25 protein-coding genes, 1 other RNA gene and 2 pseudogenes are annotated in these 20933 nt (G+C 62.5%); 7 read left to right on the top strand and 21 right to left on the bottom strand.

The genetic code is table 11. The annotated features are described in order from the left end of the window. Positions 1-58: 58 nt before the first annotated feature. The 5 genes from lepA to rpoE form a co-directional block, all read right to left on the bottom strand. Positions 59-1861 carry a translation elongation factor 4 gene (gene lepA, locus BI364_RS06020; RefSeq protein ID WP_070077958.1) on the bottom strand — a complete coding sequence of 601 codons (1803 nt, stop codon included), beginning with the start codon at positions 1859-1861 and terminating at the stop codon, positions 59-61. Then, on the bottom strand, positions 1854-2093 hold the full coding sequence (locus BI364_RS06015; RefSeq protein WP_070079937.1) for a glutaredoxin family protein: 240 nt from the start codon (positions 2091-2093) through the stop codon (positions 1854-1856). The genes lepA and BI364_RS06015 overlap by 8 nt, the downstream gene beginning before the upstream one ends. Positions 2094-2246: 153 nt before the next feature. Further along, entirely contained in the window at positions 2247-3230 is a 984-nt protein-coding gene (locus BI364_RS06010; RefSeq protein ID WP_156782638.1) for a MucB/RseB C-terminal domain-containing protein, read from the bottom strand. An 11-nt stretch (positions 3231-3241) separates the two neighbouring features. Then, positions 3242-3808: a sigma-E factor negative regulatory protein gene (locus tag BI364_RS06005; protein ID WP_070077956.1), complete on the bottom strand. Its 567-nt coding sequence runs from the start codon at positions 3806-3808 to the stop codon at positions 3242-3244. Positions 3809-3879: 71 nt separating this feature from the next. Next, on the bottom strand, positions 3880-4458 hold the full coding sequence (rpoE, locus tag BI364_RS06000; protein ID WP_070077955.1) for an RNA polymerase sigma factor RpoE: 579 nt from the start codon (positions 4456-4458) through the stop codon (positions 3880-3882). Between the two features lie 107 nt (positions 4459-4565). Here rpoE and nadB point away from each other — a divergent pair, with 107 nt between their 5' ends. Both nadB and BI364_RS05990 read left to right on the top strand, forming a co-directional pair. Continuing rightward, complete coding sequence (gene nadB, locus BI364_RS05995; protein ID WP_070077954.1) at positions 4566-6251, top strand: L-aspartate oxidase; 1686 nt, start codon at positions 4566-4568, stop codon at positions 6249-6251. Next, positions 6248-7072 (top strand): sulfurtransferase, encoded by an 825-nt coding sequence (locus tag BI364_RS05990; RefSeq protein ID WP_070077953.1) that lies wholly within the window; start codon positions 6248-6250, stop codon positions 7070-7072. Before nadB ends, BI364_RS05990 begins: the two co-directional genes overlap by 4 nt. Positions 7073-7096: 24 nt before the next feature. Here BI364_RS05990 and orn read toward each other — a convergent pair whose 3' ends face one another. The 4 genes from orn to BI364_RS05970 form a co-directional block, all read right to left on the bottom strand. After that, complete coding sequence (gene orn / locus BI364_RS05985) at positions 7097-7648, bottom strand: oligoribonuclease (protein ID WP_070077952.1); 552 nt, start codon at positions 7646-7648, stop codon at positions 7097-7099. Between the two features lie 72 nt (positions 7649-7720). Next, positions 7721-8062, bottom strand: a complete 342-nt coding sequence (locus tag BI364_RS05980) for an AzlD domain-containing protein (protein WP_156782637.1) — start codon at positions 8060-8062, stop codon at positions 7721-7723. Then, positions 8059-8745, bottom strand: a complete 687-nt coding sequence (locus BI364_RS05975) for an AzlC family ABC transporter permease (RefSeq protein ID WP_070077950.1) — start codon at positions 8743-8745, stop codon at positions 8059-8061. Before BI364_RS05975 ends, BI364_RS05980 begins: the two co-directional genes overlap by 4 nt. Continuing rightward, the gene (locus BI364_RS05970; RefSeq protein WP_070077949.1) at positions 8742-9275 is read right to left on the bottom strand and encodes a helix-turn-helix domain-containing protein; all 534 of its coding nucleotides are present in this window, start codon (positions 9273-9275) and stop codon (positions 8742-8744) included. Before BI364_RS05970 ends, BI364_RS05975 begins: the two co-directional genes overlap by 4 nt. A 155-nt stretch (positions 9276-9430) precedes the next feature. Between BI364_RS05970 and BI364_RS05965 the strand changes: the two genes are divergently transcribed. The 4 genes from BI364_RS05965 to BI364_RS05950 are packed head-to-tail and all read left to right on the top strand — an operon-like array spanning position 9431 to position 12285. Continuing rightward, entirely contained in the window at positions 9431-10690 is a 1260-nt protein-coding gene (locus BI364_RS05965) for a M48 family metallopeptidase (protein WP_070077948.1), read from the top strand. Between the two features lie 33 nt (positions 10691-10723). Then, the gene (locus tag BI364_RS05960; protein ID WP_070077947.1) at positions 10724-11077 is read left to right on the top strand and encodes a 4a-hydroxytetrahydrobiopterin dehydratase; all 354 of its coding nucleotides are present in this window, start codon (positions 10724-10726) and stop codon (positions 11075-11077) included. Next, positions 11074-11985, top strand: a complete 912-nt coding sequence (gene rsgA, locus BI364_RS05955) for a ribosome small subunit-dependent GTPase A (protein ID WP_070077946.1) — start codon at positions 11074-11076, stop codon at positions 11983-11985. The genes BI364_RS05960 and rsgA overlap by 4 nt, the downstream gene beginning before the upstream one ends. Before the next feature lie 21 nt (positions 11986-12006). Beyond that, entirely contained in the window at positions 12007-12285 is a 279-nt protein-coding gene (locus BI364_RS05950) for a hypothetical protein (RefSeq protein ID WP_070077945.1), read from the top strand. Positions 12286-12293: 8 nt separating this feature from the next. On the opposite strand, the pseudogene BI364_RS05945 reads toward BI364_RS05950, so the two are convergent. From BI364_RS05945 to BI364_RS05900, 10 genes and pseudogenes are all read right to left on the bottom strand, one after another. Next, positions 12294-12637, bottom strand: a pseudogene (locus BI364_RS05945) (histidine triad nucleotide-binding protein). A 47-nt stretch (positions 12638-12684) separates the two neighbouring features. Continuing rightward, positions 12685-13281: a recombination mediator RecR gene (recR, locus tag BI364_RS05940; RefSeq protein ID WP_070077944.1), complete on the bottom strand. Its 597-nt coding sequence runs from the start codon at positions 13279-13281 to the stop codon at positions 12685-12687. Between the two features lie 4 nt (positions 13282-13285). Then, positions 13286-13609 carry a YbaB/EbfC family nucleoid-associated protein gene (locus tag BI364_RS05935; RefSeq protein WP_070077943.1) on the bottom strand — a complete coding sequence of 108 codons (324 nt, stop codon included), beginning with the start codon at positions 13607-13609 and terminating at the stop codon, positions 13286-13288. Between the two features lie 15 nt (positions 13610-13624). Further along, positions 13625-15325 (bottom strand): DNA polymerase III subunit gamma/tau, encoded by a 1701-nt coding sequence (gene dnaX, locus BI364_RS05930; protein WP_070079936.1) that lies wholly within the window; start codon positions 15323-15325, stop codon positions 13625-13627. Between the two features lie 50 nt (positions 15326-15375). Further along, positions 15376-15472, bottom strand: an RNA gene (gene ffs, locus BI364_RS05925) — signal recognition particle sRNA small type. A gap of 161 nt (positions 15473-15633) precedes the next feature. After that, positions 15634-16074: a pyrimidine dimer DNA glycosylase/endonuclease V gene (locus BI364_RS05920; RefSeq protein WP_070077942.1), complete on the bottom strand. Its 441-nt coding sequence runs from the start codon at positions 16072-16074 to the stop codon at positions 15634-15636. 9 nt (positions 16075-16083) lie between these two features. Continuing rightward, entirely contained in the window at positions 16084-16554 is a 471-nt protein-coding gene (gene ybaK, locus BI364_RS05915; protein ID WP_070077941.1) for a Cys-tRNA(Pro) deacylase, read from the bottom strand. Next, entirely contained in the window at positions 16551-16880 is a 330-nt protein-coding gene (locus BI364_RS05910; protein ID WP_070077940.1) for an antibiotic biosynthesis monooxygenase family protein, read from the bottom strand. The genes ybaK and BI364_RS05910 overlap by 4 nt, the downstream gene beginning before the upstream one ends. Next, positions 16877-17431, bottom strand: a complete 555-nt coding sequence (locus tag BI364_RS05905; protein ID WP_070077939.1) for a cysteine hydrolase family protein — start codon at positions 17429-17431, stop codon at positions 16877-16879. The genes BI364_RS05910 and BI364_RS05905 overlap by 4 nt, the downstream gene beginning before the upstream one ends. Positions 17432-17559: 128 nt before the next feature. Next, positions 17560-18297, bottom strand: coding sequence for an SDR family oxidoreductase (locus tag BI364_RS05900; RefSeq protein ID WP_197495902.1), 738 nt, complete (start codon positions 18295-18297; stop codon positions 17560-17562). A gap of 32 nt (positions 18298-18329) precedes the next feature. Between BI364_RS05900 and BI364_RS18975 the strand changes: the two are divergent. Continuing rightward, positions 18330-18746, top strand: a pseudogene (locus BI364_RS18975) (VOC family protein); the annotation flags it as partial. Between the two features lie 164 nt (positions 18747-18910). On the opposite strand, the gene BI364_RS05890 reads toward BI364_RS18975, so the two are convergent. Next, positions 18911-19741, bottom strand: coding sequence for a fumarylacetoacetate hydrolase family protein (locus BI364_RS05890; protein WP_070077937.1), 831 nt, complete (start codon positions 19739-19741; stop codon positions 18911-18913). Positions 19742-19828: 87 nt separating this feature from the next. Continuing rightward, positions 19829-20815, bottom strand: a complete 987-nt coding sequence (locus tag BI364_RS05885) for a TIGR00341 family protein (protein ID WP_070077936.1) — start codon at positions 20813-20815, stop codon at positions 19829-19831. Between the last annotated feature and the right edge of the window lie 118 nt (positions 20816-20933).

The following is a 20933-nucleotide window of genomic DNA, read 5'->3' as shown; positions in this document are numbered from 1 at the left end:
AGTGATCCCTATGTCTGTAAGCGCACGGCCAACCGCCATCCGCGTTCGCTTTGAATCGTTATTTATCGACCCGCAAGACGGCCAGGAAGGCCTCTTGGGGGATTTCCACGCGTCCAACCGACTTCATTCGTTTTTTGCCTGCCTTCTGTTTTTCCAACAGCTTGCGCTTGCGCGACACATCGCCGCCGTAGCACTTCGCGAGTACGTTCTTACGCATCGCCTTGACACTCGATCGGGCGATGATGTGCGAGCCGATGGCCGCTTGAATCGCCACTTCGAACATCTGCCGGGGAATGAGTTCCTTCATCTTTTCGGTAAGATCGCGCCCACGAGTCTGTGCGGTATCGCGATGTAGGATCAGCGACAGAGCATCGACGCGTTCGCCGTTGATCAGAATATCGACCCGCACCAGAGGCGCCATCTGGAAGCGCTGAAAATGATAGTCAAAGGAGGCAAAACCTCGACTGACCGACTTGAGTCGGTCGAAGAAATCCAATACCACCTCGTTGAGCGGCATGTCGTAGGCCAGCGCGACCTGTTTGCCCAGATAGAGCATCTTGGTCTGCACGCCACGCTTTTCCACGCAGAGGTTCATTACCGGACCAACGTATTCCTGTGGCACCAGGATATTCGCGCTGATGATCGGCTCGCGGATCTCGCCGATCTCGCTTACCGACGGAAGGTCGCTCGGGTTATGGATCCGCTGGATTTCACCTTTGCTCGTCTCCACCTCGTAGACCACCGTGGGCGCCGTGGTGATGAGATCAAGGTCGTACTCGCGCTCCAGGCGTTCCTGCACGATTTCCATGTGCAACATGCCGAGGAAACCGCAACGGAATCCGAAGCCTAATGCCTGCGAAGTCTCCGGTTCGTAGGCCAGCGAGGCGTCGTTCAGCCGCAGCTTGTCCAGCGCCTCGCGCAAGTTTTCGTAATCGTCCGCCTCGACCGGGAAGATGCCGGCGAACACGCGTGGCTGTACCTCTTTGAAACCTGGCAAGGGTTGCGCCGCCCGATTGTCGACGCCTGTTAAGGTGTCGCCGACCTTGGCGCCGTCGATTTCCTTGATGCTGGCGATGAGATAGCCTACCTCGCCCGCCTCCAGGCTCTCAGTCACGGTCGGTTTGGGGCGGAATATCCCAACCTTGTCGACTTGATGTTGGCGCCCGGTAGACATGGCGACAACGCGCTGGCGCGGCGTCATACGGCCAGACATGACTCGCACCAGTGCCACCACGCCGACGTAATTGTCGAACCAGGAATCGATGATCAAGGCCTGCAGCGGAGCATCGCGGTCGCCCTGTGGCGGCGGAATGCGCGCGACCAGCTCTTCCAACAGGGCGGGCACGCCCTCTCCGGTCTTGGCACTGATGCGTAAGGCGTCGCTTGCCTCGATGCCGATGACTTCCTCGATTTCGGTGATCACCCGATCAGGATCTGCTGCTGGCAGATCGATCTTGTTAAGCACTGGCAGAACTTCCAGGCCTTGGTCGAGCGCGGTATAGCAATTGGCCACGCTCTGCGCCTCGACACCCTGGGAGGCGTCAACCACGAGCAATGCGCCTTCGCAGGCCGCCAACGAGCGTGAAACCTCGTACGAGAAGTCGACATGGCCGGGAGTATCGATGATATTGAGCTGGTAGATCTCACCATCGGCCGCCTTGTAATCCAGCGATACGCTCTGCGCCTTGATGGTGATGCCGCGCTCGCGCTCGAGGTCCATCGAATCGAGCACCTGAGCACTCATCTCACGTGCGCTAAGCCCTCCGCACAGCTGAATGAGCCGGTCTGCCAGTGTGGATTTACCGTGATCGATATGCGCGATGATGGAAAAATTTCGTATGTTCTTGAGTGGCTTAGCCATCCGTTAGTGCCTGCCTCAGTGCCTTCTCGTCCAGAAAGTGGCAACACACCACGTCTTCCCCGACCATCAGCACCGGTATTTTTTCGTTGAAACGCTGCCGCAATTCCGGATCCGCGTCTATATCGACATACGCAAGCGTGAACCGCAGCTCTGCCGCCAAAGGCGTGAGTGCATCCGCCATGTTGTCGCACAAGTGGCAGCCTTCGCGGTGATACAGCGTGAGCGTCGTCATTTCCATCCCCCCTCGTCGCGGGCAACACCGCATCGCGCGCCCGGGACGCCAGATGCACACAGCGCGTGTGCGCCCCGGGAAGTGGAGCGAATTATGCAGATAGGGGCGGGAAAACGCCATCGGCGCCGGGCACTGAGTGCCGCCATCGGGTAATCAGCGCACCTTCGAATAGGTCAGCGCGTTCGCGATGTGTTGCACCGTTACGCGCGGAACCTCGCCCATGATTGTGATCAAGGCGCCATGCGCGTCCGTTGTCAGAACGTTCAGCGCACCGCTGCGCTCCATGTTCGGAGACGTCTGCACAGGATGTTGATGGGTGGCGATAAACACGGAAACCGTGGCGACACCGTCACTCAATACGAAATGCCGGACCGGATCGCCGCCCGCAATGAATCGGCGGGTCTGCGCAGCGCGCAGGGCGAAGCCTGGGGGCAAGACGGTAGGCTTGAAGCTCCAATGTGAATCGTCGTCGACACGCGATCCGGCACCGCTGGTCTTGACCCAACGCAAGGTGTATTTCGGGCCGAGCACCGGGGGCTTGAACGCTGACGGATTCAAATCCGTGGCGAGCTTGATATCGGTAAACAGCAGGCGTTCGACGGGATTCCCCTGATGGTCGATTACCTCGGATTCGAGCGGCAGGTGATTGTCGACAGCGACACACATCCGGTGCTGATAGCGATATTGATCGATCGGCTTGAGCACCAGCATGCGGCAAGTCTGCCCGGCGATGCGTTTGGTTTCGCCCAGAACCAAGTGATAATAAGGAGTCGCACGGACCTCGGAGGCAAAGCGCCCCGGCAAACCTGTGCGGCTGTCACGGTGCATGATCACGACCGACTTGGTGGAAGGGCGCACATAAGTCACCAGATCGCCGTCCACCAATACCTCGCGACGCGCGCCGTCCTGCGATACCAAGCGCTCGAATTCCTTGCCACCATGCCAAGCGTGCTCAACCTTGAGCGTGCTCAACGAAGCGCCGTCCTGATACACAAAAATTCCGCGATAATCGAGCGTGCGCGCGGCATGCTGCATCTGCGAGAACAAGGCCTGCGCCGGATCCGGCGTAGCCCAAGCCTGAGCGGCCGGCAACAGGAGAACTCCGCCGAGCAAGCCGGCAATTGAAGCAACACGCACGCTGAGTTCGCCTAGTGGCCGGGGGTGTAACTAACCATGCGTACATAAGGCATCACGCCTTGTCCGCCGGTCTGCTCTGCATGGCTCAGCAGGTAGCTGTTCATGCGCATATAACTCTCAAGCTGAGTCGGTACGTGGTGGCCGGGATCGGAAACCTGTTCGACCTCTGCCATCTGACCCAACCCGTTACCGGGCAATACCTGCTGGATAAGGCTTTCACCAATTTGCCCCGGACCCAGCATCGACTGCAGACCGACCACCATGGCACCCGCCACCGAGGCAGCCATCGCAAAACCCAGCAGAGGCTTGGCCCATCGCAATTGAGCACGCTGCGGAGGAATGCTCTCCTCGCCTTGTTCGGCGGCAATTCGCGCCATGACTCCGGCACTGAATTCCGCGGGCGCGACCTGCTTCACGTCGCGGCGCAGCACATCGCCGATGAGGTGATAACGACCCCAGCGCTCGCGCAGGTCAGCGTCCGACAGCAGCAGATCGACCGACCTGCGCGTCTCGAAACGGCTGCTTTCCCCGTCCATGAGAGCCGAAATTTTCTCATCTTTTTGCGTCATCGTCGTCATGCTTTTCATCCTGCCGGCGGCAACAGAGCCGACTATCAAGTCACACCTCAAAATTCACCCGAATCATGCTATCAGTCCAACAGCGGCCGCAGACTGCGGTCGATGGACTCGCGTGCGCGGAATATCCGCGACCGCACAGTCCCGATCGGACAACCCATGACCTGGGCAATCTCCTCGTAGCTCATGCCCTCAAGCTCGCGCAGGGTAATGGCGGTCTTGAGATCCTCCGGCAGGGCTTCAATCGCGTCAAATACTCGCTGCCGTATCTCCTCAGACAACAATTCCCCCTCAGGAGTTGCATATTCTTTTAACCCGGATTCACCATCGAGGCGTTCGGCATCCTCTGCATTGATCTCGAACTCCGGCGAGCGCCTGGATTCCGCCACCAGATGGTTCTTCGCCGTATTGATGGCGATCCGATATAACCACGTATAGAACGCGCTTTCGCCTCGAAAGTTTCCCAATCCACGATAAGCCTTGATAAAGGCCTCTTGGGCAACATCCTGTGCGGCCGCAGGCTCATGGACATAACGCGCGATCAGATTCAGGATCTTGTGCTGATATTTATGCACCAGCAGGTCAAAGGCCCGCATATCCCCATTCTGCACACGACGCACCAATTCCGCATCGGGAGTACCCCCTTGCTCCATCAGGAAAATCCTTCCTGGGGGTTCATTGCTTCATCCATGTCCCCCTCCTGTTCCGTAACAAGGCCCTGCGCATCGGGTCCACAAAGTGTGACAAAATAGCTGATTCTATGACGCACTCACAAGGCACAGACCTGCATTACGACGTTCTCGTCATCGGCAGCGGCGCCGCAGGTCTCGCGACTGCGCTGCGCTTGGCCGACACGCTGCGCGTTGCCGTCATGAGCAAAGGCCCTCTCCATGAGGGCTGCACATTCTATGCTCAAGGCGGCATCTCTGCCGTCTTCGACCACCAAGATTCCTTCGACTCCCATATTGCCGACACGCTCAACGCGGGCGCCGGGTTGAACCATACGGACGCCGTCCGCCTGACGGTTGAAGGCGCTCCCGAAGCGATCGCATGGCTGAGCGAACTGGGCGTACCCTTCACCCGGCGCAGCGAACCCGAACACACCGACGAATACCACCTCACCCGTGAGGGTGGACACAGTCATCGCCGGGTAGTGCATGCGGCCGACGCCACTGGCCGGGGCGTTGAAACCACCCTGATCGAGCGCGCGCGCGCGCATCCCGGCATCAGCCTGCTGGAAAATCACATCGCGGTCGACCTGATCACCGCGCGCAAAATCGCCGCGGACGGGTCCGACAGGGTTCTTGGAGCCTATGTCCTCGACCGAAGTTCCGATCATGTCATGACACTCTCCGCACGCACAGTGGTGCTGGCCACCGGCGGTGCCAGTAAAGTCTACCTCTACACCTCCAATCCAGACGGCGCCTCTGGCGATGGCATCGCCATGGCCTGGCGTGCGGGTTGTCGCGTGGCGAACATGGAATTCATGCAGTTTCACCCCACCGTGCTCTACGAGCCTCGCGCGAAGGCCTTCCTGATCAGCGAAGCCCTGCGCGGTGAAGGCGCTCGTCTATTGCTGCCCGACGGCACGCGCTTCATGCAGCATTTCGACCCACGCGGCGACCTCGCACCCCGCGATATCGTCGCCCGCGCCATCGATCATGAAATGAAGCGGCTGGGCATCGACAACGTGCATCTCGACATCAGCCATCGTCCCGCGGACTTCATCCGCGAGCACTTCCCGAATATTCATGCGCGTTGCCTCTCTCTGGGTTACGACATGACACAAGGCCCTATCCCCGTCGTGCCCGCCGCACACTACACCTGCGGCGGCATTGTGACCGATCTCGACGGCAGGACCGACATCGAGGGTCTTTATGCCCTCGGCGAGGTCGCCTGTACCGGTCTGCACGGCGCCAATCGTCTGGCCAGCAATTCGTTACTCGAATGCCTGGTTTTCGCCAAAACCGCGGCGGCGGATATCCAACAGCGCCATGCAACACCATCCCCGCTGCCATCCCCGCTGCCACCCTGGGACGACAGCCAGGTCAGCGACTCCGACGAAGAGGTCGTGGTTACTCACAACTGGGCCGAACTGCGTCGCTTCATGTGGGATTATGTCGGCATCGTCCGCAGCAGCAAGCGCCTACGGCGTGCGCTCAGCCGTGTAGACCTGCTGCTGGCTGAGATCGACGAGTACTATCGACACTTCCGTATCGGCAATAACCTTGTTGAACTGCGCAATCTGGCCTTGGTCGCCAAGCTGATCATCGTCTCCGCGCTCTCGCGCCATGAAAGCAGAGGCCTGCACTTCACCTTGGATTTTCCCGAATCGGACCCCACACTGGAGCAGTGCGACACCATACTCTCGCCCGACCGGACACGCCCGGGATTCCCTCCCCAAGTCGTCTCGCCGGTCGCGAAGACCCAAGGAGATCCGCCATGACTGCAAGCGCCCCTCTCGTGATCGAACCTGCCGAACTGGAATCCGGCCTGGGCGACCCCGATCTCATCGTGATCGATCTGTGCAAGGTGGAAATTTATCAGGCTGGGCATATTCAGGGGGCAATTCATCTTGAATACAGCGATATCGTGGAAGCACACCCACCCATCTCCGGCCTGCTTCCGGACGAGGCGCATATGAGCGCCCTGCTCTCCGCCATCGGTTTCGCCGATGGCAAGCATATCGTTGCCTACGACGACGAAGGTGGTGGGAAGGCCGCGCGTCTCCTGTGGACACTGGCCGCCTATGGGCTCGAAGGCCACAGCATGCTCAACGGCGGTCTGCACGCCTGGGCCAACGAGGGCCATCCCCTCGAAGCCACCCCGGTCAAACCTGTGCCGACGCAATATCAGGCCCATTATCACGGCGGTGTCGTGGCTGATCGCGACTATATCGCCGCGCGACTGGGCGACGAGCAGGTATTGATTCTGGATACGCGTACCCAGCCCGAATACCACGGACACGACGTGCGCGCGGCGCGCGGCGGCCGCATCCCCGGCGCCCTTCACTTCGAATGGACGCGCGCCATGGATCGCAGCCGTAACCTGCGTATCCGTGAGGAGGACGAACTGCGCCGCGAATTGGAAGCCCTCGGTGTCACGCCCGACAAGGAAATCATCTGCTATTGCCAGACGCACCACCGCTCGGCACACACCTGGGCGCTGCTACGCCATCTCGGTTATACCAAGGTCAAAGGTTATCCCGGCGCCTGGTCGGACTGGGGCAATGCCTCGCACCTGCCGCTGGAGCACGGACCGACCTGAGGTCGGTACACGTCTCAACCCGGCTTACTCGATCGGTGGCAACAACCGTTCCCGGTAGTAGCGCAACTCTTCAATGGAATCGTGAATATCGGACAACGCGAGGTGTTGCGAGGTCTTTGAAAAACCCTTGGCCACCGCCGGATACCAACGCTTGGCCAGTTCCTTGAGCGTACTCACATCCAGATTGCGGTAATGGAAAAAACGCTCCAACTCGGGCATCAGGCGTGCCAGAAAGCGTCGGTCCTGGCAGATACTGTTACCACACATCGGCGACACGCCTGGCGGGACGTGCTCACCCAGGAAAGCCAGCGTGCGCGCCTGTGCCTCGTCGGCATCAATGCGGCTCTCGGCTACGCGCGCGATCAGACCGGACTGCCCGTGCTGGCGCTGGTTCCAGTCGTCCATTCCCGCCATCACCTCGGCCGGTTGATGGATCGCCAACACCGGCCCTTCGGCCAGCACGTTGAGCAGGCGATCCGTGACCACGGTGGCAATCTCGATGATGACGTCCTGCTGGGGCTCCAGCCCCGTCATTTCGAGATCGATCCAGATCAGGTTGTCCGGGCTGGCGGGCATCGGGCGTTCTCCTTGGATTATGCGTATGAGGCGGCATTCTATATCACCCCGCCACCGCTTCTCGCATCGGCGTCAGTGCAACGATCCAATGCCCGCGGCAAGCCACAGGCCGTAGGCCACGAGCCCGACCAGCATCCCGCTCCATAATTGGCCACTCAGGCGCTGTACCCACAGGGCAAGGCCCATCGACAGCAGCTCGCCACCCAGTGGTGCCAGCGCAGGCGTATGCCCGACCGGCACCAGAGACACCACCACGAAGGCCGCGATCAGGGCCGGGCCGGCCGGCTCGAACAGACGCCCGAGGCGATGCTCGCTGCGTGCCGCGGCACCCGCCAGCCAAGTGCCCGCAAGGCGAATCGCGTAAGTCGCCAATGCCAACACGCAAGCTGCGATCAGCCAATCGTGTAGGTTCATATCGTCCGCCAAGACCAGGCCACCAACACGCCACTCACGGCAGCGGTTACCAACCCCACGGAGGTTGCTCCTTGCAGCTGCGACACTAGCGCCGCGACGCCTCCGACGACCGTGGCCAGACGCATGCGCACGGTCGCCAGTAACGGCGGCAACAGCAACACGAACAGCAAAGGTAAGGCAAAATCGAGCACCGGCCTGAATAGCGGCGACCAGGCAAGCATGCCCGCTCCACCCAGCGCGCCGAGCGTCGTACCGCCCTGCCAGGCCAGATACGCACCGCTCTCAAGACCCAATATCCAGTCGCGCCGAACTGCTGGCGGCTCAGTCGCGCGCAGACGCCCGTACGTCGCAGCGAAGGTCTCGTCCGTGAGTCCGAAGGCGAGCCCGGCACGGGTTCGTCGGCTGAAACCCGCCAATTGCCGGCTCAGGGCGGGGCCATAGACGAAGTGTCGCAGATTAAGGACCATCGCGAGTAATGCCGCCGAAAGCGGTGCCGCACCCAGCGACAGCGCAGCGAGCAGTGCAAACTGACTGGCTCCGGCGTAAACCGCTGCGGACGTGAAGGCCAGCGACCAATAGGGCAACCCTGCCGCCTGACCCGCCACGCCGAAGGCGACCGCCACTGGCAGATAGCCTGCCGCAATCGGGAGGCTGGCCGTAAAACCGCGTCGAAATGCGCTCATATCCCGGGCCCCAACGCCGCGTAACGCATCATCACCAACAAGGTCGCAGGCCCCTCCAGGGCCGCATACAAATGCGGTTGCACGCCGTCGAAGGTCCACTCATCGCCTGCATCGAGCAGATGCGTATCGCCCAACACCCCGGCACGGACTCGCCCCTGCAGCACGATGGCACGCTCGTCCACACGACCACCGTGGCCGGCGGCCTCGCGCACCGCCCCCCCTGCCAATGTCATCAAATAACTCTCCATGCGCGGTGGCCCGAACGACTGCGCCAGCAGGCGCACGTGTACGCCCGGTGAGGCGTCGGCCACTGCCGTATCGGCGCCCTCGACCAGTGCGCCGAAGGGGGCGCCCAGAGCATCAGCAAGCGCCCAGAGCGTGACGATGGTCGGATTACCGGCGCCCTGCTCTAATGCCGACAAAGTGCCCTTGGAAATGCCGGCCAGTTTGGCCAGGCGGCTCAGAGACAGTCCACGAGACCCGCGCAGGCGCGTCAGATTGAGGGCTACCGCCCACCGTATCCCATCCATATCCCCACTCCACTATGCACCTTTTTCCCCTAATTTAATGAACGATGTTCAATATATCAAACGATCCTCACCAGATCGAGTATCGATCTGCAAAAGCCACGACCGAGCACGTACACTAGAACGGCATCCACGAATCAGGACGGCCTGGAGCCTATATGCACCTCTTCACCCTCATCTTCCTTGTCGCCGTCGCGCTAAGCCTCGGACTGCGCCTCTGGTTAGCCAATCGCCAAATTGGCCATGTCCAGCAGCATCGCGCCCAGGTACCGGCTGATTTTGCCGATAGCATCCCGCTCACCGCCCATCAGCGCGCCGCCGACTACACCATCAGCCGAGTGCGTTTTTCGCGCCTGGAAATGGGATTCGAGGCACTGATCCTGCTCGGCTGGACCTTGGGTGGCGGACTCGATTTCATCGACCGTCTGTGGCAAGCCACCGGCTGGCCGCCATTGCTGGCCGGTACGGCCACCGTACTCAGTGTGATCGTGATCGGCGGCCTGCTCGACCAGCCTTTCGCACTGTGGCGGACCTTCGTGGTCGAGGCACGTTACGGCTTCAACCGTACACGGCCGGCCACCTACCTTGGCGACCTGTTCAAGCAGGGTCTGCTCCTGCTGATCCTGGGCTTGCCTCTGCTGGTGCTCATCCTCTGGCTGATGGCACGCATGGGCGCCGCCTGGTGGCTCTACGTCTGGGTGGTCTGGACCGGTTTCAGCCTATTCATGGCCTGGGCCTTCCCACGATTCATCGCGCCCCTCTTCAACCGCTTTGAGCCGCTGCCCGATGGTGCGCTTCGCGAACGTGTCGAAGCCCTGCTAGCACGCGCCGGGTTCCGCTCGAAGGGTATTTACGTGATGGACGGATCGAAGCGCTCCGGCCACGGCAACGCCTATTTCACCGGGCTTGGACGCAACAAACGCATCGTCTTCTTCGATACCCTCATCGACAAACTGAGCCCCGAAGAAATCGAAGCCGTGCTCGCACACGAACTGGGTCACTACCGACATCGCCACGTCCAAAAGGCGATGTGGCTGATGAGCGCGCTCAGCCTCGCCGGCCTCGCCCTGCTCGCCTGGCTGATGGGACAGAACTGGTTTTACGCTGGCCTCGGCGTATCCATCCCATCCACGCACATGGCACTACTGCTATTCCTGATCGCTCTGCCAAGCTTCACCTTCCCGCTGACGCCGTTATTCGCCTGGCGATCACGCAAGCAGGAATTCGAGGCCGACGCCTTCGCACACCTACAGACGGGCGGAGCCGCGCCCCTGGTACATGCCCTGGTCAAGCTCTATCGAGATAACGCCAGTACGCTGACCCCGGACCCGCTGCATTCGGCCTATTACGATTCGCATCCACCCGCTTCGATCCGGGTCGAACATCTTCATCGCCTCGACACCGCAGGCACGACCTGAGCCGACCACCCCATCCAGAGCGAGGAGATCCCCATGAACACTGACGACGTCGGGAACACACTTAGGCAGGGACATTGCGCACCCTGCGAAGGTGGCGTGCCGCCTCTGGACACGTCCGAGGCCGCACGACTGATGAGCGGTCTGCACCCGGACTGGCGACTGGTCGAGGACGGCGGCGCCATTACCCGCGAGCTACGCTTCGCGAATTTCCACGACACCATGGCCTTCGTCAATGCGCTTGCCTGGATCGCCCATCGCGAAGATCATCACCCAGACCTTGAGGTTGGTTACGGCCGGTGCCGCATACGCTACTCCACGCATGCCATCAACGGGCTATCGCAGAACGACTTCATCTGTGCCGCTCACATCGACGCCCTCAACGCATGACACACGGCCGCGTGGTCGCCCGCTTCGGCGCGGCACTGATTGTTCGCGACGGGACCGGCGAACTGCACAAGGCGATCTCACCACGCAATCTGGTCAAGCAAGGCCCCGAACACCTGCGCGCGCCGGTATGCGGCGATGAGGTTGCCTTCGAACACGGTATCGACAAGGCGGTTCTCACTCATCTGATGCCGCGGCGAAATTGCCTGGTCCGCCCTGACCATCGAGGACGCCCACGTGCTGGCGTCTCCAATATCGATCAGGTCATCATCGTCGTGTCCACCCGGCCATCGCCGGACTGGGGCCTCATCGACCGCTATCTGGTGGGTGCCGCGGACCTCCGCGCCGAGGCGGCGATCGTGATCAACAAGATCGACCTCGCACTGGAGGACACCGTGGCCAGCCATGTCGCCGAGACGCAGGCGCTGTACGCCGGCCTGGGCTACCCGGTACTGCCGGCGAGTACGCTTACCGGTAGTGGCATCGAGGCCATGCGTGCGCGCCTTGCCGGACGCACCAGCCTGCTTGTCGGACAATCAGGCGTCGGCAAATCTTCGCTCACGCGCGCCCTGGACCCCTCGCTGGAAATTCGCGTCGGCGTGCTCTCCGCACTGACGGGCGAAGGCCGGCATACCACCACCCACGCACATCTCTATGCCCTGCCGAGCGGCGGTGACCTGATAGACTCCCCTGGCGTGCGCGACTTCGCCCCCTATGCACCCGACCGGGAGGCCTTGCTCGAGGGTTTCTCCGAAATTGCCGCGCGCCTCGGCCACTGCCGCTTCCACAACTGTCAGCATCGAGCGGAACCTGGCTGCGCGGTGAAGGAAGCCGTCGAGGCTGGAGAAATTGCAGCCACGCGCCTGCGTAACTTCCTTGCTCTATCGACCGAGATGCGGAACTCCGCCTGAGGCGACGACTCTATATAGAGCATGATGACCAACGTCTGGCTTTACCTCCTGCTCGCCGTCTCGCTGATCCTCACCGTCCTCACCTTGATCGGCTACCGGCGCCCCACCCTGGTCCGGGCGAAGGATGGCGCTCAGGTACTACGCCGGCATGGCGCTGCGGCGCTGCTAAGCTATCTGCTGATGGCGCTGCTACTCAGCGTGCACGACATCGACCAGCGTGGCTACGATCGACAGTTCGACCCGGCTCCGGTTGCGCACGCACCTGTCACCGCCACGCCAACACGCGCGCATCCTGACTAGGCGCTAAGCTAACCCGGCGGCCACCCCAGTGCGCGCCCCCCAAAAGATGCAGATGCAGATGGAAGACCGTCTGGCCTGCTTGTTCGTTACAGTTGAACACCGTGCGGTAACCGGGCTCCGCCAGGCCGTGGTCGGCGGCGATTCGTGCCGCAACGCGGTGCAGATGCCCGACCAACGTCTCGTCGCCCGCCTCAAGATCGTTAAGCGTCGCGATGTGCCGGCGCGGCACCACCAACACGTGCAGCGGCGCCTGAGGATTGATGTCGCGAAAGGCGAACACCTCCTCATCCTGGTAGACCGGTTCGACGGGAATCTCGCCGGCCACGATTCTGCAGAAAAGACAGTCGCTCATGAGCTCGCCTCTTTTATATTGGATTGCGTTGGGTAAGCGACCGCGGGTCAATATTCACGACGTGACTCGAAGGCATGAGTCAAGGTGCCGCTATCGAGGTATTCCAACTCGCCGCCCATCGGGACACCTTGCGCCAGACGGGTAACGCGCACGCCGTGGGCATGCGCCATTTCGCCAAGATAATGCGCCGTAACTTCACCTTCGACCGTCGGACTAATCGCCATGATCAGTTCACGAACCTCGCCCTGCGCGAGGCGTTGCTCCAGCAGGTCGAGACCCAACTCTTCAGGCCCGATGCCGTCGAGCGGCGACAAGCGCCCCATGAGCACGTGATAAACCCCCTTGAAGTGCGTCGCCTGCTCCATGACCTGTAGGTGTGAAGGGCTCTCCACCACGCACAACAAACCCGCGTCGCGCCGAGTATCGTCACAAACCGAGCACAAGCCGGTTTCGCTCAGGGTACGGCATCGCTCGCAGTGACCGATACGCTCGACCGCCACCTTCAACGTGTCGCTCAGTCGCAGTGCATCGTCGCGGTGCCGTTCCAGCAGGTAATAGGCCATCCGTTGGGCAGATTTGGGGCCCACACCCGGCAAGCAACGCAGTGCCTCGACCAGGGCATCGAGCAATGCGGATTGCGCCATCGGCTTAGAACGGCAACTTGAAGCCGGGTGGCAGATTGACGCCCGAAGCCATCCCGGAGAAACGCTCCTGGCTCACCGCCTCGATCTTGTGACTGGCATCGTTGATCGCCGCGGCAATCAAGTCTTCCAGCATTTCCTTGTCGTCGCCCAGCAGACTCGGATCGATGATCACGCGACGCGCCTCGTGCCGCCCGGTCATCACCACCTTGACCATGCCGCCGCCAGATTCACCGGTGATTTCCATGCTCGCAAGCTCCTCCTGAGCCTTCTGCATGTCGGCTTGCATCTGCTGCGCTTGTTTCATCAAACTTGCGATGGGTCCCTTCATGTTCGTATCGTCCTCTTAGCGATCATTCAAATTGGGCGCATCCACGTGGGGACGCACCGAGCCCGGCACTACCTTTGCGTCCAACTGCGCGCGGATGCTCTGTATCCATTCGTCCGTCTCGATCGAACGCTCCGCCTCTGACTGTCGACTGGCCGCGACACGCTCAGCCTGCACTGCGGGTGTATCGCCCACCGATTCCGCCACCTGGATATCGATGCGCACTTGGCAACCATCGGCGGCGGACAGCGCCTCGGTCAAACGTTGGCGGGCCATCTCGGTACACAAATGCTCGGAGGCACGCTCAATGGCCAAGCGGTAGTGCCCGTCGTCGGCCGAGATCAGACTGGTATGGCTGGCCAACTGGCCGGCGAGGCCGCGCAGACCCAGTGCCGCCACGCGCGCAGCCCAATCGCCGGTGTCACTCCCGGTCGATGTGGCGGCGGCAGACGAGGACACCATTGGAATGGGTGCAGAGGCTGGTGTGTGCGTGGGTCTCGCCGCAGCCTCCTCGCGACCCGCTGGCGTGGAGGTATATTCGGCCCGCGGCTCGGCCGCGCCAACGGGCGCGGGTGGGGAACGCGTTGTCGGTATCGATGGCGGCGTCAAACCGCGCGCGGTCTGCATCTCGCCGGTCCCAGGCCGAAACGCCAGCATGCGTAGCAACACCATCTCGATACCGCTGCGCGGGTCGGCCGCCAGTGGCAAGTCACGTCGGCCGATCAGTGCAATCTGATAGTAAAGCTGAACGTCCTCCGGGCTCAGTGCGGCCGCCAGATCGGACCAGACGCCATCGGTCGAATCGGCGCCATCTGGCACGGGCGTACTGAACTGGCGTACCGCCAGTCGGTGCAAAGCCGTGAGCAAATCCGTCAGAACAGAAGCGAAATCGGCCGCCTGTTCGGCCAACTCATCCACTACACCCAACACCCCCATGGCATCACCGGCCGCCAGCGTCTGCAGCAGGCGTAATACCGCGTCACGGGAAATCGTGCCCAGCATGTCACGTACATCGGCCTCGTTGACCGTGCCGCCGCCGTAGGCCACGGCCTGATCCAGCAAGCTCAGCGCGTCGCGCAGGCTACCGTCGGCCGCGTGAGCCAGATCGCGCAGCGCATCCGGTTCGCCGGAAAGGCCTTCGCGATCGAGCACGCTGGCAAGCTGTTCGGCAATGGCGCCTTCCGGGATGCGTTTGAGGCCGAACTGGACACAGCGCGAGAGAATCGTCGCGGGCAACTTCTGCGGATCGGTGGTCGCAAGCAGGAACTGCACGTGCGGTGGCGGCTCCTCCAAGGTCTTGAGCAGGGCGTTGAAGCTATGCCCGGAGAGCATGTGCACTTCGTCGATGAGGTAGACCTTGTAACGCCCACGCGTGGGCGCGTACTGCACGTTTTCGAGCAGTTCGCGGGTGTCCTCCACCTTGGTGCGCGAAGCCGCGTCGACCTCGATCAGGTCGATGAAGCGCCCCTCGTCAATCTCACGACAGGCCGAACAGACGCCACAGGGCGTCGGTGTCACACCGGTCTCGCAGTTCAGGCACTTGGCCAGAATACGCGCCAACGTGGTCTTGCCGACGCCGCGGGTGCCGGTAAACAGATAAGCCGGATGGATACGCTGGTCGCGCAGGGCATTGATCAAGGCCCGGCGCACGTGCGCCTGGCCCACCAGTTCGTCGAAGTTGTGTGGGCGCCATTTACGCGCCAGTGCCTGGTAGGTCATCGTTCGGATCGGCGGCTGCCAAAGCTTGGGACTATACCGATTGGAGGCAACCCGCACCAGCACACCCCGGCACACGAAATCACTGCTACCGTTGCTCCCTTCCGGGCCTGGCGGGGTTAACAGCTTATCGTTGCGAGGGGCCGATGCGGGCCACCATGAACGTTCGGGTACCTGAGGGGGTACCCGGCAGCCTGCCTGCCGCCGGCTATCCGGGGCAATACAGGCCGATCTTACAAAAACGACGCCACCCGTCGGGTGGCGCGCCGCTATTGTACACCGCCATCCGCCCAGAACAAGCGACGCGCGCGCTAACCCGACACCGCGAGAATCTCCCAATCAGCCACCGGACCGGGCACCACCTCAAAACAAGGGTGCGGCCGAACGATGGACGGACTGGCGATCGCCGCAAGACGCTGCGGATCGCGTACCGCCAATTTGGCGCTCAGATGTGCCAATTCGTAATCAAGCTGGCCGCGCGTCACCGGCATCGGCGTGGCGTCACGCACGGCGGCCAGCTTATCCGCGTCGAAGCAATAGCCGCGCCGCGTGGCCTCCGCCTGCACCACGGCCAGATACGCAGCCACCACGGCGACAGGATCGGGCCGCCCGCGGAAGCGAATCAGCTGCGGATGATGTCGGTAACCACGCGTCTGCCCGAGCAACACCTTCTGTGCCAGCAGACCTTCGCGCCACAACGCCACCAAGCCACGCGCGTCAAGATACTCCGGGTGTAGCGACCAAAGGCGCACGCGTGTCGCCTAATCCGCCACGATGGCGGCGAAGCGGCCGCCCGTGAGTTCGGCCAGAGCTTCGGGGGCCAGTTCGATCTCAAGTCCACGGCGCCCGGCGCTGACGAACAGGGTCGACAAACTGCGTGCGCTGTCGTCGATCACCAATGGCAGGCGCTTTTTCTGCCCCAGCGGGCTGACGCCGCCGAGCACATAGCCGGTCGCGCGGGTAACAGCAGCCGGATCGGCCATGGACACCTTCTTCGCGCCAACAGCGGCGGCGAAGGCCTTGAATGACAACTTTGCGGGCACGGGCAATACGGCCACCGCCAGCGCGCCGGTATCGGTGGCCACCACCAGGGTCTTGTAGACCCGCGCCGGGTCCAGCCCCAGCTTGTCCACCGCCTCGTCACCGTAGGCGGTGACCGATGGATCATGCTCGTAGACGTGCACGCTGTGCGCGACCCCGGCCTTCTTGGCCAACTGCACCGCAGGTGTCATACAACCGCTCCATCGAAGGCATGAGCACGCTCGACTCGCGCCACACGCAGGGCGTAGCGTGCGTACCAGCGCGCACGCCCCTCACGCTGCGCCGCCTGGTGCTCGACATGGCGCCGCCAGGCGGCGATCGATTCGAGGTCGCGCCAGTAGGATACGGTGATGCCGCCGCCGGCCTCGTGCGCCGACTCGACACCGAGAAACCCTGGCTGCGACTCGGCCAGTATCAACATGCGCGCGGCGGTCTCTACATAGCCGGCATCGTCCGCACCCGGCTGCGCCGTGAAGATGGCCGCGTAATACGGCGGCTCTGGTGTGGTCGCGATCACAGGGACACTCCAATCGCCTCGGTGGTCGTGACGACGTGCGCGAACTCACCATGCAAGCTAACCAGCGCGGCACGATGCAGTTCGTCGGCGCTGTAATAGCGCCCATCGTAGCCGACGCGCCCGAAGGTGGCGCAGGCATCCTCCGCCAGCATTACCCGGAACCCCAGATTCGCCGCCATGCGCACGCTGGTCGAAACGCAGTGGTCGGTGGTCAGGCCGGCGACGACGAGTCGCGCGATACCGCGCTCGCGCAAGTACGCCTCAAGATGCGTACCCATGAAGGCGCTATTGACGCGCTTGTCGAACACCGGCTCGTCTGCCACCGGCAACGCCTCGGGTTTGAAGGCGACACCCGGCCCTGTCGAGTACAGCGGCGAAGCCGGATTCGTGGATAAATGACGGACGTGCACGATCGGCGCCGCGGACGCGCGCCAGGCCGTCAACAATCGCGCGATCTCGCTTTCGGCCCAAGGCCGGTTACGAGGCCCCCACCCGTCCGTATCCATGCCCTGCTGCACATCGATCAGCAATAATGCCGTTTCATTCTCCATGCCCCCTCCGGTTGCGTCCACGGCCCAAAAGCCCGGGCAGACCGGCGACGGGGCCGGCCATGAGCGGCCATTATATCTCGCCGACACAGGCTTCGGAGATCACGCACCGGGGGCTGCCACCCAGGAATCTATGGATAGGTTTGGCGCGTCGGCAGGATGAGCATTTCCTGACAATTCACGTTGGCCGGCTGCGCAAAGGCGAATACCAGCGCATTGGCGATGTCCTCAGAATGCAGCGCCTCCAGCTTGTCGCGTCGCTCGCGCATCGCCTCTCCCGGGACGTTGTAGCCCCACTGGGTATACACCGCGCCGGGCTCGATCAGCGACACGCGGATACCCTCTGGACCCAGCTCCTTGCGCAGAGCGTCGTGAAATCCAACCACGGCAAATTTGGTTGCGTTGTAAACCGCCCAACCCTCGATACCGTGACGCCCCCCCACGCTGGAAACCGTACTGATCATGCCACCCGCACGCCCGCGCATCAGCGGGATCGCTGCTTGTGTCCAATACAGCACACCATAGAGATTGGCATCGATGGTCGCCTTCCACTGCACCGGATCACTGTCCACGAAGGGCCCGTTGTAGCCCACACCCGCATTGTTGAACAACAGATCCACCCCGCCAAAGGTCGATTCGACCCGGGCGAACAGTGCTGCAACCTGTGCCGGATCTCCAACGTCGGTCTGCACCGCGAGGCAATCGCCACCGAGTTCGGCCGCCAGCGCCTCGATCTTGTCGCGGCTGCGCGCCGCGAGCACCAGCTCTACGCCCTCTGCCGCCAACGCGCGGGCAGCGGCCTCGCCGATGCCACTGGAGGCGCCGGTGACCACTGCCACCCGTCCTTTGATGTCGCGAAGTTGCATCATTCACTCCTTGGGTTTAGATCGGTTTTTCAAAAATGAAGCGGCCACCGGCGCAGACCCGTCGGTGGCCGCCGACATGGAGTCAGACTGGTCGGTATGTCACATGGTTCAATCATCGCTCGCCCGCTTGCCTTGCCGCGTCGGCGCGCGGGATACTTTTTGTATTGTCACGCCACGATAGGAGCCCCGCCATGCCCCTGCAGCCGTTTCACCTCGCGGTGCCCGTCCGAGACCTCACCGAGGCCCGCCGCTTCTACGGCGAAGTCCTCGGCCTCGCCGAAGGCCGCAGCGCCCCGCACTGGGTCGACTTCGACTTCATGGGGCATCAGTTCGTGATCCACCACGACCCAAACCATGCGGGACACGCCGCGTACAATCCGGTGGACGGCAAGTCGGTGCCCGTACCCCACTTTGGCGTAGTCCTCGACATGGAAGCCTGGCAGATGCTCGCCGAGCGGCTGCGCCGTGCTGGCGTCGTCTTCGAGATAGAACCCACCGTCCGCTTCAGGGGGAACCCGGCGAGCAGGCGACCCTGTTCTTCCGCGACCCGTCCGGCAACGCCCTCGAATTCAAGGCCTTCCGCGATCTTGACCAGCTCTTCGCGCGCTAGCCTCGCTCAGACGACCGCGTTGGCCTGCTCACCCAATCCCGCGACCGCAGCACGCACCTGGTCGCCGGGCTTGAGGAAACGACCCCGCGCCATGCCCACGCCGGGCGGCGTGCCAGTGGTAATCACGTCGCCCGGCTCCAGCGCCATGAAGCGCGACAGATAGGACACCAGGTAGGCCGGGCCGAAAATCATGGTGGCGGTACTACCGGACTGCATGGTCTCGCCGTTGACCTCCAGCGTCAGACCCAGGGACAGCGGATCGGGGATTTCGTCCGGCGTGACCAGCCACGGCCCCAGCGGACCGAAGCCCGGCGCGCTCTTGCCCTTGAGCCATTGCCCGGTGCCCTCCAGTTGCCAGGCGCGTTCGGAAACGTCGTTGCAGATGCAGTAGCCAGCCAGATAATCGAGCGCCTGAGCCTCGCTCACCTGCCAAGCGCGGCGCCCGATCACCAGCGCCAGCTCCACCTCCCAGTCCACCTTGAACGCGCCCGGCGGCACCGGAATCGGATCATTCGGACCCCCGATGCAACTCGGCGCCTTGTTGAACACGATGGGCTCGCTCGGAATCGGCATACCAGTTTCCGCGGCATGATCAGCGTAATTAAGGCCGATGCCGATGAAATGCCGCGTCCCGACCACGCACGATCCAAGACGCACGTCGCCTTCGACACGTGGTAGCAACGCGATGTCACCTGTCGTCAAATCGCTCAGACGCGACGGGTCCAGGCAATCGCCCGCAAGGTCCGCAAACACGCCCCCCAGGTCGCGGATGAAACCGTCCCCATCCAGCAACCCCGGCCGCTCCTCGCCCGGCGGTCCATAACGCAGATATTTCATTGCAAGTTTGCTCCATCCGAAACACGCCCGATCCCGTCGATGCGGGGAGCGTCGTTTAAGTGCGCGCGGCACGACCGCCGGACGGTATCAGCCCCCCAATGCACGTCGCAAGTAGATCGCCAGCAACAGCACCCCGAGCGTCGCCAGCCACATGGCAAGATAGATCGCGGTGGCACGACGCGCGCGTGCCTTATCCACCCAGGTTCGAGGCCGAACGCCCTTGAGTAGGAATACAATCTTGCTGGCGAGGTTCACGCACACGATATTCACCGCCAGCAGCAAGCCGGCCCCCCCGGCGCTCGATAGGTCACCTCCGCCGAGGAAGAGGCCCAAAGCGGCAGCAGGCGGCAACAGAGCCACTGCGACCATCACACCGACCAGCACGCTGGAAAGCCCCGTGGTCAACGACAAGGCCGCGGCGGCACCGGAAGCCAATGCCAATGCCACGGTATCGTAGCCAGTAGTGGTGCGCGCCAGTAGCTCATGGCTGCCAAGGAGTCCGTGCGGTACAAAGGCACCCACGATGGCGGATGCCATCACGGCCAGCGTAACGCCCACCAACAGACTGCCCACCGCCTTGCGCATCAGGCCAAGATCGCCCAGTGCAGTGCTCAAACCAAAGGCTAGATTCGGCCCCAGCAAGGGCGCGATCACCATCGCGCCGATGATCGCGCTGACGTTGTCTTCGATCATCCCGATACCTGCGACCACGGTCGACAGCAACACGAGCACGACGTAGTTCGCGCCCAGGCGCGTATCCCGTTCCACGCTCGCATACAGAGATTCGCGAATCGCCATCGCGGCATCCTCCTGCTGGCTTTCCGCCTCGTTCTGCCGGGGCAGCGCCACCTCGACGGACAGCACGACAATGTGTGCGCCCTGCTGCACGCCAAGTACGTTTTGCAGCAAATCCAAGGCGTGCTGGACCTTGTCATCGGCAACCAGCAGGCGCATGAATTGCCGGCCGTCATCGTCAACCGTCCCGCTACGGAAATCGCGCGCCTCGATCTTCTCTCCGATCGCGGACACCGTATCGCGGCTGCTCGCCTCCGCGACGACCTCGATGATTTTCATGCACCAACCTCCCCATTGATTCATCCAATCGCAGCACAGCCGGGCTGCTGGATGAGCATAACCCGACCAACTCGTAGCAATGATCCACCGGCACAAAGGACAAAGGACAAAGGACAAA

Origin of the sequence: Acidihalobacter yilgarnensis (assembly GCF_001753245.1) — a bacterium.
Classification (GTDB): Bacteria; Pseudomonadota; Gammaproteobacteria; order DSM-5130; family Acidihalobacteraceae; genus Acidihalobacter; species Acidihalobacter yilgarnensis.
This window is presented reverse-complemented; position numbering and strand designations above follow the sequence as displayed.

Bases quoted from the DNA above. Each gene is read 5' to 3' on its own strand.
- BI364_RS05890 (WP_070077937.1), bottom strand. From the start codon at position 19,741: ATGAAATATCTGCGTTATGGACCGCCGGGCGAGGAGCGGCCGGGGTTG.
- rpoE (WP_070077955.1), bottom strand. From the start codon at position 4,458: ATGGAGCAAGGGGGTACTCCCGATGCGGAATTGGTGCGTCGTGTGCAG.
- BI364_RS06015 (WP_070079937.1), bottom strand. From the start codon at position 2,093: ATGACGACGCTCACGCTGTATCACCGCGAAGGCTGCCACTTGTGCGAC.
- BI364_RS05905 (WP_070077939.1), bottom strand. From the start codon at position 17,431: ATGGAGAATGAAACGGCATTATTGCTGATCGATGTGCAGCAGGGCATG.
- BI364_RS05900 (WP_197495902.1), bottom strand. From the start codon at position 18,297: ATGATGCAACTTCGCGACATCAAAGGACGGGTGGCAGTGGTCACCGGC.
- lepA (WP_070077958.1), bottom strand. From the start codon at position 1,861: ATGGCTAAGCCACTCAAGAACATACGAAATTTTTCCATCATCGCGCAT.
- BI364_RS05960 (WP_070077947.1), top strand. From the start codon at position 10,724: ATGAACACTGACGACGTCGGGAACACACTTAGGCAGGGACATTGCGCA.
- dnaX (WP_070079936.1), bottom strand. From the start codon at position 15,325: ATGACCTACCAGGCACTGGCGCGTAAATGGCGCCCACACAACTTCGAC.
- recR (WP_070077944.1), bottom strand. From the start codon at position 13,281: ATGGCGCAATCCGCATTGCTCGATGCCCTGGTCGAGGCACTGCGTTGC.
- orn (WP_070077952.1), bottom strand. From the start codon at position 7,648: ATGCCCGCCAGCCCGGACAACCTGATCTGGATCGATCTCGAAATGACG.
- BI364_RS05990 (WP_070077953.1), top strand. From the start codon at position 6,248: ATGACTGCAAGCGCCCCTCTCGTGATCGAACCTGCCGAACTGGAATCC.
- BI364_RS06005 (WP_070077956.1), bottom strand. From the start codon at position 3,808: ATGACGACGATGACGCAAAAAGATGAGAAAATTTCGGCTCTCATGGAC.
- nadB (WP_070077954.1), top strand. From the start codon at position 4,566: ATGACGCACTCACAAGGCACAGACCTGCATTACGACGTTCTCGTCATC.
- BI364_RS05950 (WP_070077945.1), top strand. From the start codon at position 12,007: ATGATGACCAACGTCTGGCTTTACCTCCTGCTCGCCGTCTCGCTGATC.
- BI364_RS05885 (WP_070077936.1), bottom strand. From the start codon at position 20,815: ATGAAAATCATCGAGGTCGTCGCGGAGGCGAGCAGCCGCGATACGGTG.
- rsgA (WP_070077946.1), top strand. From the start codon at position 11,074: ATGACACACGGCCGCGTGGTCGCCCGCTTCGGCGCGGCACTGATTGTT.
- BI364_RS05965 (WP_070077948.1), top strand. From the start codon at position 9,431: ATGCACCTCTTCACCCTCATCTTCCTTGTCGCCGTCGCGCTAAGCCTC.
- BI364_RS05975 (WP_070077950.1), bottom strand. From the start codon at position 8,745: ATGAGCGCATTTCGACGCGGTTTTACGGCCAGCCTCCCGATTGCGGCA.
- BI364_RS05935 (WP_070077943.1), bottom strand. From the start codon at position 13,609: ATGAAGGGACCCATCGCAAGTTTGATGAAACAAGCGCAGCAGATGCAA.
- ybaK (WP_070077941.1), bottom strand. From the start codon at position 16,554: ATGACACCTGCGGTGCAGTTGGCCAAGAAGGCCGGGGTCGCGCACAGC.
- BI364_RS05970 (WP_070077949.1), bottom strand. From the start codon at position 9,275: ATGGATGGGATACGGTGGGCGGTAGCCCTCAATCTGACGCGCCTGCGC.
- BI364_RS05980 (WP_156782637.1), bottom strand. From the start codon at position 8,062: ATGAACCTACACGATTGGCTGATCGCAGCTTGCGTGTTGGCATTGGCG.